12 protein-coding genes are annotated in these 13,616 nt (G+C 67.6%); 6 read left to right on the forward strand and 6 right to left on the reverse strand.

The annotated features are described in order from the left end of the window. Window positions 1–134 precede the first annotated feature (134 nt). Genes LQD00_RS13475 through LQD00_RS13490 form a run of 4 tightly spaced genes read left to right on the forward strand, consistent with a single transcriptional unit; the run spans window position 135 to window position 4,051 of the window. A complete protein-coding gene (locus LQD00_RS13475) occupies window positions 135–1,250 on the forward strand; it encodes a sulfate ABC transporter substrate-binding protein (protein ID WP_232717703.1) in 1,116 nt (371 codons plus the stop codon). Next, window positions 1,247–2,128 (forward strand): sulfate ABC transporter permease subunit CysT, encoded by an 882-nt coding sequence (cysT, locus tag LQD00_RS13480; protein WP_232717704.1) that lies wholly within the window; start codon window positions 1,247–1,249, stop codon window positions 2,126–2,128. The genes LQD00_RS13475 and cysT overlap by 4 nt, the downstream gene beginning before the upstream one ends. Next, window positions 2,125–3,054, forward strand: a complete 930-nt coding sequence (cysW, locus tag LQD00_RS13485) for a sulfate ABC transporter permease subunit CysW (protein WP_232717705.1) — start codon at window positions 2,125–2,127, stop codon at window positions 3,052–3,054. Before cysT ends, cysW begins: the two co-directional genes overlap by 4 nt. Before the next feature lies 1 nt (window position 3,055). Then, window positions 3,056–4,051, forward strand: a complete 996-nt coding sequence (locus LQD00_RS13490; RefSeq protein ID WP_232717706.1) for a sulfate/molybdate ABC transporter ATP-binding protein — start codon at window positions 3,056–3,058, stop codon at window positions 4,049–4,051. Window positions 4,052–4,191: 140 nt separating this feature from the next. On the opposite strand, the gene LQD00_RS13495 is transcribed toward LQD00_RS13490, so the two are convergent. Next, window positions 4,192–6,219: a glycoside hydrolase family 15 protein gene (locus LQD00_RS13495; protein ID WP_006865765.1), complete on the reverse strand. Its 2,028-nt coding sequence runs from the start codon at window positions 6,217–6,219 to the stop codon at window positions 4,192–4,194. A gap of 95 nt (window positions 6,220–6,314) precedes the next feature. Between LQD00_RS13495 and LQD00_RS13500 the strand changes: the two genes are divergently transcribed. Further along, the gene (locus tag LQD00_RS13500) at window positions 6,315–6,515 is read left to right on the forward strand and encodes a hypothetical protein (protein ID WP_006865766.1); all 201 of its coding nucleotides are present in this window, start codon (window positions 6,315–6,317) and stop codon (window positions 6,513–6,515) included. Between the two features lie 100 nt (window positions 6,516–6,615). Here the strand turns inward: LQD00_RS13500 and LQD00_RS13505 are convergent, their stop codons facing one another. The 5 genes from LQD00_RS13505 to LQD00_RS13525 are packed head-to-tail and all read right to left on the reverse strand — an operon-like array spanning window position 6,616 to window position 12,107. Continuing rightward, complete coding sequence (locus tag LQD00_RS13505; RefSeq protein WP_232717707.1) at window positions 6,616–7,347, reverse strand: sirohydrochlorin chelatase; 732 nt, start codon at window positions 7,345–7,347, stop codon at window positions 6,616–6,618. Next, window positions 7,344–8,639 carry a sulfate adenylyltransferase subunit 1 gene (locus tag LQD00_RS13510; protein WP_232717708.1) on the reverse strand — a complete coding sequence of 432 codons (1,296 nt, stop codon included), beginning with the start codon at window positions 8,637–8,639 and terminating at the stop codon, window positions 7,344–7,346. Before LQD00_RS13510 ends, LQD00_RS13505 begins: the two co-directional genes overlap by 4 nt. After that, the gene (gene cysD / locus LQD00_RS13515) at window positions 8,639–9,595 is read right to left on the reverse strand and encodes a sulfate adenylyltransferase subunit CysD (protein ID WP_232717709.1); all 957 of its coding nucleotides are present in this window, start codon (window positions 9,593–9,595) and stop codon (window positions 8,639–8,641) included. Before cysD ends, LQD00_RS13510 begins: the two co-directional genes overlap by 1 nt. After that, on the reverse strand, window positions 9,577–10,329 hold the full coding sequence (locus tag LQD00_RS13520; protein WP_232717710.1) for a phosphoadenylyl-sulfate reductase: 753 nt from the start codon (window positions 10,327–10,329) through the stop codon (window positions 9,577–9,579). Before LQD00_RS13520 ends, cysD begins: the two co-directional genes overlap by 19 nt. After that, a complete protein-coding gene (locus LQD00_RS13525) occupies window positions 10,326–12,107 on the reverse strand; it encodes a nitrite/sulfite reductase (RefSeq protein WP_232717711.1) in 1,782 nt (593 codons plus the stop codon). The genes LQD00_RS13520 and LQD00_RS13525 overlap by 4 nt, the downstream gene beginning before the upstream one ends. 403 nt (window positions 12,108–12,510) lie before the next feature. Here LQD00_RS13525 and hemW point away from each other — a divergent pair. Beyond that, the coding region (gene hemW / locus LQD00_RS13530; RefSeq protein ID WP_232717712.1) for a radical SAM family heme chaperone HemW at window positions 12,511–13,616 on the forward strand (1,106 nt) is incomplete at its 3' end.

A 13,616-nucleotide genomic window follows, 5' to 3' on the forward strand; every position in this document is an offset into this window, starting at 1 on the left:
CTGACCATGGCCTGCGGAGAGTTTCGATCTCACTGATTTGAACTCGGGCGACGGCCCGGCAGGTTGCTAGCGTAGTCCGGTCTCCGCCGGTCACAGCCCTCATCAGACCGGCCCCGCCGAGTCTTGGAGGAAGAGTGAGCGCTGGCCCTGTCACGCCGCGCGGCACCCGAGTGCTGGTGAGCCTACTGGCGTTGGCGATGGTGTTCGTCGCGGGCTGTGGTGGCGGATCGACCGACGAGCCCGGCGGAGTGGACATCTCCAGCGGCGACCGGCACCTCGACCTGGTCGCCTACGCCGTCCCCAAGATCGGCTTCGACGAGATCATCCCGGCGTTCCGCGATACCCCTGAGGGCCACGACATCGGCTTCTCGGCGTCGTACGGCGCCTCCGGTGACCAGTCGCGCAAGGTGGCCCGTCGTGTTCCTGCCGACGTCGTGAACTTCTCGGTCGAGCCCGACATCACCCGACTGGTGAAAGCCGGCCTGGTCGATGAGGACTGGAAGAAGCAGGCGCCCAACAACAGCACCCCGTTCGGGTCGGTCGTCGCGCTGGTGGTCCGCAAGGGCAACCCGAAGGGCATCCGCGACTGGGACGATCTGCTGAAGCCCGGCGTACAGGTGGTCACCCCCAACCCGGGCAGCTCCGGCTCGGCGAAGTGGAATCTGTTGGCGCCGTACGCCGCCGTCAGCAACGGCGGCCGGGATTCACAGGCAGGCCTGGACTACGTGGCCGAACTGGTCCGCGATCACATCAAGGTGGTGCCCAAGTCGGGTCGCGAGGCCACCACGGCGTTCGAGCAGGGTCAGGGCGACGTCTTGATCAGCTACGAGAACGAAGCAATCATGCTCGACAAGAACAACGCCACCGCCGGCCCGAACAGCCAGGTCGAATATGTGATCCCGCCACAGACCTTCAAGATCGAGAACCCCGTCGCGGTCGTCAACACCTCCGACGACATCGCCGGCGCACGCTCCTTCGTCGACTTCCTCTTCACCCCGGAGGCGCAGCTGATCTGGGCCGAGCAGGGATTCCGGCCGGTCGACCCCGCGGTCATCGAGGCGACCCGGGATCTGTTCCCCGGAGACATCGCGAAGCTGTGGACCATCGCCGAAGTCGGCAAGGTGCTCGGGGAGGGCACCGCCGAGGACAACGACGGCAAGGACCTGACCGGCTGGAAGGCCGTCGACGAGGCGCTGTTCGGCAAGAAGGGCGCCATCACCAAGATCTACGACTCAGGGGGTAAGCAGTGACTCCGGTCGACTCGACGGCCACGGACGCCGGGACACCCGTTCCCGACTCCCGGCCGCCCCGCGGGTTCCTCGGACGCTCGCGCACCTTCGCCGGCGTGAGCCCGATGACCATCGGCGTCGCCTGGCTCTGGCTCAGCGTCATCGTGCTGCTGCCGCTGGCCGCCATCACGGTGCAGTCCTTCGAGGACGGCTGGAGCGGCTTCTGGGAGGCGATCTCGGCGCCCGCCGCGGTGGACACCATCTGGATCACGGTGCTCGTGTCCGTGATCGCGGCGTTGATCAACGTCGTGTTCGGCACCCTGATCGCGTGGGTGCTGGTCCGAGACGAGTTCCCCGGCAAGGGTGTCGTGAACGCCATCATCGACCTGCCGTTCGCGTTGCCGACGATCGTCGCCAGCCTCGTTCTGTTGTCGCTGTACGGGCCGAACAGTCCCATCGACATCCAGCTCAACGCCACCAAGCCCGCACTGGTGATCGCACTGACCTTCGTCACCCTGCCGTTCGTGGTGCGCCAGGTACAGCCGGTTCTCATCGAACTCGATGTCGACGTCGAGGAAGCGGCAGCGGTACTGGGCGCGAACAACGCCACGATCTTCCGCAAGATCGTGCTGCCGGCCCTTCTCCCGGCGATCCTGACCGGTGCCGGCCTGGCGTTCACCCGCGCCATCGGCGAGTTCGGTTCCGTGGTGCTCATCGGCGGCAACATCCCCGGCGACACCCAGGTGGCCTCGCAGTACATCCAGCAGCAGATCGAGATCGACGCACCCGTCAACGCGGCCGCGATCTCGGTGGTGCTACTGCTGATCGCCTTCGTCACGCTGCTCGTCCTGCGCGTCGCGGGCCGCCGACAGTCCAAGAGGGAGGACGCAGACCGATGAAGGTTGCACCTCTGACGAAGTACGGGCTGCGCACCGTCGCGCTCGTCTACCTGTTGATCCTCCTGGTGGTCCCGGTCGGCACGATCTTCTACCGCTCCTTCGAACACGGCCTCGGCCAGTTCTGGGAGTGGATCACCACGCCGGCCGCCATCTCGGCGCTACAACTCAGCCTGCTGATCGTCGCCATCGTGGTGCCGCTCAACGTGATCTTCGGCGTGATCACCGCGCTGGCCCTGGCTCGCGGCCGCTTCCCCGGCAAGGGATTGCTGCAGTCGGTCGTCGACCTGCCGTTCGCGGTGTCGCCGGTGGTCGCCGGCGTCGCCCTGATCCTGCTGTGGGGTTACGGCGGCTGGTTCGGCGGCATCGAGAGCCTCGGCTTCCGGATCATCTTCGGCTTCCCCGGATTGGTGCTGGCCACGCTGTTCGTCACGCTCCCGTTCGTGGCCCGCGAGGTCGAACCGGTGCTCCGGGAGATCGGAACCGAACAGGAAGAGGCCGCTGCGACACTGGGCGCCAACAACTGGCAGGTCTTCTGGCGGGTGACCCTTCCGGCGATCCGCTGGGGCCTGACCTACGGCATCGTGTTGACCGTCGCGCGAGCGCTGGGCGAATACGGTGCGGTGACCATGGTGTCGTCGAACTATCCCGGTGTGTCCCAGACGCTGACGTTGCTGGTCCACTCCCGCTACACCGACGACTACAACGAATTCGGTGCCTATGCGGCCGCAACCCTGCTGATGTTCGTCGCCATCCTGGTGCTCGTGCTGATGTCGCTGATCGAGCGCCGCGCCAAGTCCCGACTCGTCGACGCCAGTGAGTCCACGTCCACCGACGTCGAACTCGATCTGACCCCGCCGCACGGCCCCGAGTCCGTCGACGCCAAGCAGATCGTCCATCCCAACGCCCAGCACAAGGAAGGCGTGTGACATGTCCATTCAGGTGATCGGCGCGAACAAGCGCTATGGCGACTTCGCCGCCCTCGACGACGTCTCCATCGACATCCCGGACGGTCAGCTCACCTCGTTGCTGGGGCCGTCGGGCTCCGGCAAGTCGACGCTGCTGCGCGCGATCGCCGGCCTCGACACACTGGACTCCGGCATCGTCCGTATCAACGAGAACGACGTCTCGCAGAAGTCGCCGCAGAAGCGCGACATCGGTTTCGTGTTCCAGCACTACGCCGCGTTCAAACACCTCACCGTGCGCGACAACATCGCCTTCGGCCTCAAGATCCGCAAGCGGCCCAAGAAGGAGGTCGACGCCAAGGTCGACGAACTCCTCGAGGTGGTCGGACTGGCCGTCTTCCAGCACCGCTTCCCGGCGCAGCTGTCGGGTGGTCAGCGGCAGCGTATGGCGCTCGCCCGCGCCCTCGCCGTCGACCCCAAGGTGCTGCTGCTCGACGAGCCGTTCGGCGCCCTGGACGCGAAGGTGCGAGATGACCTGCGCCGCTGGCTGCGTCGTCTCCACGAGGAGGTGCACGTCACCACCGTGCTGGTCACCCACGACCAGCAGGAGGCACTCGACGTCAGCGACCGGATCGCCATCCTCAACAAGGGGCGCATCGAGCAGGTCGGCACGCCCGACGACCTCTACGACCGCCCGGCCAACGAGTTCGTGGCGTCGTTCCTCGGTTCGACGGTGCGTCTGAACGGCGAACTCGTTCGCCCGCACGACATCCGGATCGGACGCACCCCGGAGATGGCCTCCCCGGCTGCCGACTCGTCGCTCGACACCGGCGTCATCAAGGCGACCGTGCTGCGCGTGGTGAACCTCGGCTTCGAGACCCGCGTCGAACTCGTCGCCGCCACGACCGGTGACGAGTTCGCCGCCCAGATCACCCGCGGGGACCAGAACGCCCTCAACCTCCAGGCCGGGGAGACCGTGTACGCGCGGGCGACCAAGGTCGCGGCGCTGACCGACGCCTGAGGCCCGGCCGAGAACCGCCACCGAAAACCGCCCCTGCGATCCGCCCCCGGAAAGAGCCCTCTGCAGCGGCGCCGACGACATAGTGTCATCGGCCGCCGCCTGGAGGGTCCTTATCGGGGGCGGATTTCAGTTGCCGGGCGTCAGTGATTGGCCGGCTGGAACGTGTGCTGGTGCTCGGCCTCCTCGGCGCGGATGACGTGCATGACGGCGTTGATCAGCGCCAGGTGGGTGAACGCCTGCGGGAAGTTCCCAAGATGCTGGCCGGTCTTCGCGTCGATCTCCTCGGCGTAGAGCTTGAGCGGACTCGAGTAGTTCAGCAGCCGCTCGCACAGAGCCTTGGCCCGCTCCAGCTCACCGATCTCGACCAGCGCCGACACGAGCCAGAACGAACAGATCGTGAAGGTGCCCTCCTCGCCGGTGAGGCCGTCGTCGGTCTCGTCGACCTTGTAGCGCAGCACGAGACCGTTGTCGGTGAGTTCGTCGGCGATCGCGAGAACCGTTGCGCGGACACGGTGGTCGTCGGGCGGCAGGAACCGCAGCAACGGCACGAGGAGCAGTGAGGCGTCGAGGGCGTCGTCGCCGTAGCGCTGGGTGAAGACCCCTCGCTCGTTGACGCCGTGGGCGAGGATGTCGGCTTTGATCTCGTCGGCGATCGCCGCCCACTCCCGCGCGTGGGTCTCTTCGCCGTGCATCGTCGCAAGGCGGGAGCCGCGATCCAGGGCGACCCAGCACATCACCTTCGACGAGGTGAAGTGCTGCGGTTCGCCACGCACCTCCCAGATGCCGCGATCAGGATCGCGCCAGTGCTTGATCGCCTCCTCGACCTGCGCCTTGAGTACCGGCCACAGTGTCTCGGGGACAGACTCGTGGGACTTGATGTTGAGGTACACCGAGTCCAGCATCGTGCCCCAGATGTCGTGCTGCGCTTGGTTGTACGCGCCATTGCCGATCCGGACCGGGCGCGCGCCGTCGTAACCCGAAAGGTGCGTGAGCTCCTCCTCCTCGAGCGTCCGCTCGCCGCCCACGCCGTACATCACCTGTAGCGGGTGACGTTCGCCGTTGGTGATGCCGGAGACATCGGCGATGAAGGAGAAGAAGTCGTCGGCCTCCCGGTCGAGGCCCAGCGTGTACAGGCCCCACAGGGCGAACGTCGAGTCGCGCACCCATGCGTAGCGGTAGTCCCAGTTGCGTTCGCCCTGAGGCGTTTCCGGCAGCGAGGTGGTCGCGGCGGCCAGCAGTGCGCCGGTCGGGGAGTAGGTGAGTCCCTTGAGGGTCAGCGCGGAGCGCTGCAGATGAGAGCGCCACGGGTGGTCGGGAAAGGTGCCGATGTTGATCCACTGCCGCCACGATTCGGCCGTGGACCACATCTTCTGGGCCGCCTCGTCCCAGTTCTGCGGAGCAGGAAACCGGGACCAGCTCAGGGCGACGAACCGGTTGTCGCCCTCGACGAGTCGTGTGCGGGCACGTGCCTCCCGCCCTTCGAGACCGAGGCGGAGGTCGGTGGTGAGCTTGAGGGTGGGCGTGTCGGCGTCGGTGTCGCGGGCGGTGGCGATTGCCTCACCGTAGGCGGGGCCGGAGTACTCCCACTTGGTGGTCCCGCGGTGGTAGTCGAACGCCGGCTCACAGCTCATGTGCAGTTCGACGGTGCCGGAAACACAGCGCACCGTGCGCAGCAGGATGTGCTCGGCATCCCAGTCGGTGGGCGTACGGCGATGGGTGCGGGAGCGCCGATCGTTGTCGTGCCACGGGCCCATCACCAGCGCGTCGCGCACGATGATCCAGCCCGTCTCGGTCTGCCAGGTCGTCTCGACCATCAGACTGCCCGGCAGGTACCGGCGATCCACGGGCACGTTCACGCCGTACGGCGCGAGGCGGAAGTGGCCGGCACTCCGATCGAGCACCGCCCCGAAGACGCTCGGCGAATCGGGTCGCGGTACGCACATCCACTCGACCGAACCGTTACGGGCGATCAGGCAGTTGGTCTCGGTGTCGGACAGGAACGCGTAGTCGCCGATGGGGGGAAACGCACTCCGGTGCGCCGGATTGGTCGGAGCCATCGGCGCCGGACCCGGAGCGCTGACTCGTGCGGCGTCGGTGCCGGCCGCCTCGCCCTGCGGGGAAGTCGCGGTCGGCAGGGACGTTACGGTGGAGTCATCTGCAACAGACATGGGAACTATCATTGCGACGGACGCTGTCCGATGCCAGTCGGCCTGAACGGGGCCGGGTCGACAGTTGATCCGAATCGGACGGACGAGGTGATGAGGTGACGGCGTTCTTCGCCTGGTGGGACGGTGTGGAGGAGTGGCTGACCGGCCTGTCCTTCGTTCCGCAGCTCTTGGTCACCGTCGCCGTGGTGATTCCTGTCGCGATCCTGATCGCCTATGTTCTCAATCTCTTGGTCGACCTGGCGGCAACGCTGTTCGACCGCCGACGCTTCGCCGACGACGATGGGACCGGACTGTGAAACTGATGCGCTCGCCGGTGACCCTCGCCCTGCTGGCATTGCTGATCCTCGTCGTGATCGCATGGCTCATCACGATGTGAGCCGCCGGATCTGACGGGTCTCAGCGCCCGGCGATCACCGTGCGACGCTGAGCCGCCGTGCGATAGAGACCGCAGATTCCCTCGACGACGTCGGGGTGTGCGCCGAGTGGGCCGGCCACGAGAGTCTCGTCGGCCAACGCGTCCAGCGCCGACTCGACCCGCTCGATCAGGAGACCGGCCGAGAGGAAGTACGGGCTGAGCGCGATGCGCTGCGCGCCGGCGACCCGGAGACGACGGACCGCCGAGGCGACCGCGCGGTTGTTCGGGCCGAGCTTGGTGGCGAAGACCACCTCGACCGGTCGATTCAGGTACGTCGACAGTTCGATGGCCCGGCGGCGGACGTGACGGTCGGCGGACTCGTCGGAGGAACCGACCGCCGACAGGATCACCCCGTCGCGCGCGCCGAGGCCTGCTTCGAGCAGACGATCGGCGAGGGCCGTCGTGAACGACCGGGTGCCGATGACGTCGGTCTGATGCGCGAACGGCCGGTGCTCGGCGATGATCGCCGGCAGGTCGACCTTGTGGTGATACCCCGCCGACAGCAGCAGCGGGACCACGACGGGATCGTCACCTGGATCGTTCGCGACAGAGGCGAGGACGTCGCCGACTAGCGGCTCGTCGAGATCGAGATAGGACAGGACCACCTCGACGCCCGGCAGAGCGGCGGCGACGGCGTCGCGCACACGGCGCGCGGTCGCGCCGAAGCGCGGATCGCGGCTGCCGTGTGCGACGAGGACGAGAGAAGGACTCACACCAACTCTTTGAGGTGCAGCGGCGCGAGTGCGTCGCCCACCAGACCGGCGGCGAGGGTGTTGCCACCCTGCGGGTCGATCAGCAGGAAGCTGCCCGACTCGCGGTTCACCTGGTAGTCGTCGGCCGGGATGGGTTCGGCGGTCTGCACCGAGATCCGCACGATCTGGTTGAGCTCCACCGACTCCGGGGCCTCCACTAGCGCCAGGTTCTGCTCGTCGAAGAGGGCATCGAGCCCGCCGACGATGGCCTGGGTGGTCTTGGTGCCGTGCTTGAGGAGCAGACGCGCACCGGGGCGCAGTTGCTTCTCGGCGAGCCAGCAGACGGTCGCGGTGAACTGCTGCACCGGTTCCGGTGCGTCGACCGCGGCGGCGATCAGGTCACCGCGCGAGATGTCCACGTTGTCGGCGAGCAGGATCGTGACGCTGCGTCCGGTGTGGGCGGACTCCAGCGGGCCGTCGGCCGTGTCGATCTGGCTGACGGTGGTCCGCTGCCCCGACGGCAGGACGACGACCTCGTCACCCACCGACACCCGACCGGCCGCGACCTGACCGGCGTATCCGCGGTAGTCGGGGTACTCGGGGGTGCGGGGACGGATCACGTACTGCACCGGGAAACGCAGGCCCACCGGGGCACGCTCGGTCAGGTTCGGCACCGTCTCGAGGTGCTCGATGAGGGTCGGGCCGTCGTAGAACGGCGTGTTCTCCGAGCGGTTCGCGACATTGTCGCCGTGGAGCGCGGACACCGGGATGGCGGTGACCTGTTCGTCGGACCAACCCAGCGAACGGGTCAGTTCGCCGAACTCGGCGGAGATCTGGGCGAACACCGAGGCCTGATCGTCGACGAGGTCGATCTTGTTGACCGCCAGCACGAGCTGCGGCACACCGAGGAGAGCCATCACCGCGGCGTGGCGACGGGTCTGCGAGACGACGCCGTTGCGGGCGTCGACGAGCAGGATCACCAGCTGGGCGGTGGAGGCGCCGGACACGGTGTTACGCGTGTACTGGACGTGGCCGGGGGTGTCGGCGAGAACGAAAGAGCGTGCAGGCGTGGCGAAGTAGCGGTACGCCACGTCGATGGTGATGCCCTGCTCGCGTTCGGCGCGCAGGCCGTCGACGAGCAGCGACAGGTCGGGGCCCTCGAGACCGCGGTCGACCGAGGCCTTGGTGACGGCGTCGATTTGGTCGGCCAGAACGGATTTCGTGTCGTACAGGAGACGGCCGACAAGCGTCGACTTGCCGTCGTCCACACTGCCGGCGGTGGCGATGCGGAGAAGGTCGGGTGCGTGCCTCATCAGAAATATCCTTCGCGCTTGCGGTCTTCCATGGCGGCCTCGGAGACCCGGTCGTCGCCACGGGTGGCGCCGCGTTCGGTCAGTCGCGATGCGGCGACCTCGGCCAGGACGGCGTCGTTGTCGGCGGCCTCGGAGAGCACCGCGCCGGTCGATGAGCCGTCGCCGACGGTGCGGTAGCGGACCGAGAGGCGCTGCAGCTCTTCGCCTTCGCGGGGTCCGCCCCAGACGCCGGGGGTCATCCACATGCCGTCTCGCAGGAAGACGTCACGTTCGTGTGCGTAGTAGATCGAGGGGAGCAGGACCTGCTCGCGGGCGATGTAGCGCCAGATGTCGAGCTCGGTCCAGTTCGACAGCGGGAACACGCGAACGTGCTCGCCCGGTGCGTGGCGGCCGTTGTAGAGGTTCCACAGCTCGGGGCGCTGACGCTTCGGGTCCCACTGGCCGAAGGCGTTGCGCAGCGAGAAGATCCGCTCCTTGGCGCGCGAGCGCTCCTCGTCGCGGCGGCCACCGCCGAAGACCGCGTCGAAGCGGTTCTCGGTGATCGCGTCGAGCAGCGGGATGGTCTGCAGCGGGTTGCGGACGCCGTCGGGGCGCTCGGTCAGCCGGCCGTCGGCGAGGTAGTCCTCGACCTTGGCGACGTGCAGACGCAGGTTGTGACGCTCGACGACGTTGTCGCGGAACTCGAGGACCTCGGGCAGGTTGTGTCCGGTGTCGACGTGCAGCAGCGAGAACGGCAGCGGCGCAGGCCAGAAGGCCTTCAGTGCGACATGCAGCAGGACGGTGGAGTCCTTGCCGCCGGAGAAGAGGATGACCGGGCGCTCGAATTCGCCTGCCACCTCACGGAAGACGTGGATGGCCTCGGACTCCAGCGCGTCGAGCGTGGTGAAGTCGTCGGTGTCGGCGGAGACGGTCAAGTCGCGGACGGGTTCGGTGACGGTCATGCGTGGAGCCCACATTCTGTCTTGGCGCGACCGGCCCAGCGGCCGCTGCGCGGATCGGATCCGGGTTCGGGTTTGGCGGTGCACGGAGCACAACCGATGGAGGGGTAGCCCTCGTCGACCAACGGGTTGACCAGCACTCCGTTGGAGTCGATGTAGTCCTGCATCTGCTCGTCGGACCACGGGGCGATCGGGTTGATCTTGACCAGCCCGAAGCCCTCGTCGAACGAGATGAGCGGAGCGTTCGCGCGGGTCGGCGCCTCCACGCGGCGGATGCCGGTGATCCAGGCGTCGTAACCGGCCAGTCCCGCCTTGAGCGGGACGACCTTGCGCAGCCGGCAGCATTCGCCGGGGTCACGCGCGAAGAGGTTGCGGCCCAGCAGTTCGTCCTGCTGCGCGACGCTGTGCTCGGGGTTGAGGTTGACCATCTCGACGCCATACACCTGCTCGACGGCGTCACGGGTGCCGATGGTCTCGGCGAAGTGGTAGCCGGTGTCGAGGAACAGGACCTTGACCGGGTCGCCGCCGAGGTGTTCGCGATCGATGTTCTTCACCGCGAGGTCGACGAGGGCCGCATCCTGCATGTTCGACGCGACGACGAAGTTGGTGCCGAAGGTCTCCGCGGTCCAGCGGATCAGTTCCTCCGGGGTGGCGTCGGGACCGAGGTCGGCCGCGCCCTTCGCCGCGATCGCGCGGAGTTCGTCCTCGCTGTGGCGGCGACCGGTGGCCGGCGCCGTGGTGCTGATCGTCATCGGAGTGCCTCCTCGTCGGCGCGAACGGCCCACTGCGCGAACCGTTCACCCTCTTCGCGCTGATCCACGAAGTTGCGGACCACGCGTTCGATGTAGTCGCCGAGCTCGGTGCCGAGCACCTTGTGCTGGCGCAGCTTGCGACCGAAACCGGAGTCCAGGCCGAGGCTGCCGCCCAGGTGGACCTGGAAGCCGTCGGTCTGGCCGCCCTCGCCGTCTTCGACGAGCTGTCCCTTGAAACCGATGTCGGCGATCTGTGACCGTCCGCAGGAGTTGGGGCAGCCGTTGATGTTCACCGTGATCGGCACGTCGAGCTTCGAATTGATGTCGGCGAGACGCTCGTCGAGCTCCGGCGCGAGAACCTGTGAACGCTTGCGGGTCTCGGTGAACGAGAGCTTGCAGAACTCGATACCGCTGCACGCCAGCAGATTCCGGCGCCACTGCGTCGGGCGTCCGTGCAGGCCTAGTGGCTTGAGCTCGTCGATGAGCCATTCGACCTTGTCGTCGGGGACGTCGAGGACGATCAGCTTCTGGTACGGGGTGAAGCGCACGCGGTCGGAACCGACGGCGGCGACGGCCTCGGCGGTCTTGGTGAGGATCGTGCCCGACACGCGACCGGCGATGGGGGAGAAGCCGATCGCGTTGAGGCCGTTGCGCAGCTTCTGCACGCCGATGTGGTCGATCGGGCGTTCGGGCTGCTCCGGCGCCGGGCCGTCGATCAGCTTGCGGCCGAGGTACTCGTCCTCGAGCACCTGACGGAACTTCTCGATGCCCCAGTCCTTGATGAGGAACTTCAGGCGCGCCTTCGCGCGGAGGCGACGGTATCCGTAGTCGCGGAAGATCGAGACCACGGCCTCCCACACGTCGGGCACCTCGTCGAGTGGGACCCAGGCGCCGACGCGCTGGGCGAGCATCGGGTTGGTGGACAGGCCGCCGCCGACCCAGAGGTCGAGGCCGGGGCCGTGTTCGGGGTGGACGACGCCGACGAAGGCGACGTCGTTGATCTCGTGGACCACGTCCTGCTGGCCGGAGATCGCGGTCTTGAACTTGCGCGGCAGGTTCGAGTACTTCGGGTCGCCGATGTAGCGGCGGACGATCTCGTCGATGGCCGGGGTGGGGTCGAGGACCTCGTCGAAGGACTCGCCGGCGAGCGGCGAACCCAGCACGACGCGGGGGCAGTCGCCGCAGGCCTCGGTGGTCTTGAGACCGACGGCTTCGAGGCGGTCCCAGATCGTCGGGACGTCTTCGATCCGGATCCAGTGGTACTGGACGTTCTCGCGGTCGGAGAGGTCGGCGGTGTCGCGGGCGAACTCGGTGGAAAGCTCGCCGAGAGTGCGCAGCTGCGCGACATTGAGTGCTCCGGCGTCGCAGCGCACGCGCATCATGAAGTGCTTGTCTTCGAGGATGTCGATGTTCTCGTCGCCGGTCCAGGTGCCGTCGTAACCCTCGGCGCGCTGCGTGTAGAGGCCCCACCAGCGCATCCGGCCGCGCAGGTCCTGCTTGTCGATCGAGTCGAATCCCTGCTTGGAGTAGATGTTCTCGATGCGGGCGCGGACGTTGAGCGGGTTGTCGTCCTTCTTGACCTGCTCGTTGGGGTTCAGCGGCTCGCGGTAGCCGAGCTTCCACTGACCTTCGGCGCGGCGCTTGGCCGGGCGGGCCTTGCGTGCGGGACGAGCGGGCTTCTCGGTGCCGGCCTCGCCTGCCGCGGCAGCGGGCTTGACGGCATCAGGCTGTGAGCCCGTGCTGGAGACAGCAGCAGGGGCGTCGGTTGTGGACGTCATGAAATCTCCTGTGCCGGCGCACAGGGCCGGCGTTCATTGCACGAAAAGTGGGCTGAAACGTGCCGGCATCCCCGGATTCAGGGATCAGTCAGGGCCGAGACGTCGCTAGATGCGACAGAAAGCGCTGTTGACGCGCTTGAGATCAATGTGGCGACGCGCTGCGAGCCACACCCCTGGGAAAATCACGGGCTCCATATTGCCACGCCCATCATCGCCTCGTCTACTTGGGGTTATTTTCCATCACGATGATGGAAACGCGCCTGGGCCGGTGGGGCCGCAGGTCTCACCTCGAGTCGATCAATCACACCCGGCATGTGGTTATTCCCGGCCCGGGCCGTGGTGTCGTCCGGCCCGGTCGATGCGGCGATTTCGGTGCTGACGTCGGGGTCGTCATGATGGAACGGTGAAGGTCGACATCGAAGCACCCACCCCCGAGCTCACCACGCAGCTCATCGACGGGGCGTGCCGAGACGTCGACTCCGACGTGCCGTTCGGTCTCTACCTGCACGTCCCGTTCTGTGCGACACGCTGCGGCTACTGCGACTTCAACACCTACACCGCAGGGGAGCTCGGCTCGACGTCGTCTCCGGAGTCCTGGCAGGAGGCGGTGGCCGCGGAGCTGGAGTCGGCGGCGCGGCTGCTGACGCCGACTCGGAAGGTGTCGACGATCTTCGTCGGCGGCGGCACCCCGTCGCTGCTCGGCGCAGACGGGCTCACCCGCCTGCTCGACTCGGTGCGCGCCAACTTCGACCTCGCCGCAGACGCGGAGGTCACCACCGAATCGAACCCGGAGTCGACGTCGCCGGCGTTCTTCGAACAGTTGCGGTCGGCCGGGTTCACGCGCATCTCGCTGGGCATGCAGTCCGCCGCCCAGCACGTCCTCAAGGTGCTCGACCGGGTGCACACCCCGGGGCGCGCGGTCGCCGCGGCGCGCGAGGCTCGGGCGGCCGGCTTCGACCACGTCAACCTCGACCTGATCTACGGGACCCCCGGGGAGACCGACGCCGACCTGCACGCCACCCTCGACGCCGTGCTGTCCGCGGGCGTCGACCACGTGTCGGCCTATGCCCTGATCGTCGAGGACGGCACCGCGCTGGCGCGTCGGATCCGGCGCGGCGAGATGCCCGCCCCCGACGACGACGTGCTCGCCGACCGCTACAAGATCCTCGATGATCGGTTGAGCGCCAACGGGTTCGGTTGGTACGAGGTGTCGAACTGGGCCCTCGACGACGCGGGCGCGTGTCGCCACAACCTCGCCTACTGGAACAGCTCGGACTGGTGGGGGATCGGCCCGGGCGCGCACTCCCACGTGAATGGCGTGCGCTGGTGGAACGTGAAGCATCCGGCGCGCTACGCGCAGACCCTCGGTGAGGGTGTGCTGCCCGCGGCGTCGTCGGAGCAGCTCACCGCCGAGGACCGCCACATGGAGGCGGTCATGCTCACCACGCGACTCCGTACCGGGATCCCGACCGAACTCCTCGACGACGCCGAACGCGCGAACGCCGAAAA

The sequence above is a fragment of the Gordonia metallireducens genome (genome assembly GCF_021245825.1).
Lineage (GTDB): Bacteria > Actinomycetota > Actinomycetes > Mycobacteriales > Mycobacteriaceae > Gordonia > Gordonia namibiensis.

What these genes read in the sequence shown, in the direction of transcription:
- LQD00_RS13495 (WP_006865765.1), bottom strand. Translation starts at nt 6,219, where the DNA reads ATGTCTGTTGCAGATGACTCCACCGTAACGTCCCTGCCGACCGCGACT.
- LQD00_RS13520 (WP_232717710.1), bottom strand. Translation starts at nt 10,329, where the DNA reads ATGACGATCAGCACCACGGCGCCGGCCACCGGTCGCCGCCACAGCGAG.
- cysW (WP_232717705.1), top strand. Translation starts at nt 2,125, where the DNA reads ATGAAGGTTGCACCTCTGACGAAGTACGGGCTGCGCACCGTCGCGCTC.
- LQD00_RS13510 (WP_232717708.1), bottom strand. Translation starts at nt 8,639, where the DNA reads ATGAGGCACGCACCCGACCTTCTCCGCATCGCCACCGCCGGCAGTGTG.
- cysD (WP_232717709.1), bottom strand. Translation starts at nt 9,595, where the DNA reads ATGTGGGCTCCACGCATGACCGTCACCGAACCCGTCCGCGACTTGACC.
- LQD00_RS13525 (WP_232717711.1), bottom strand. Translation starts at nt 12,107, where the DNA reads ATGACGTCCACAACCGACGCCCCTGCTGCTGTCTCCAGCACGGGCTCA.
- LQD00_RS13490 (WP_232717706.1), top strand. Translation starts at nt 3,056, where the DNA reads ATGTCCATTCAGGTGATCGGCGCGAACAAGCGCTATGGCGACTTCGCC.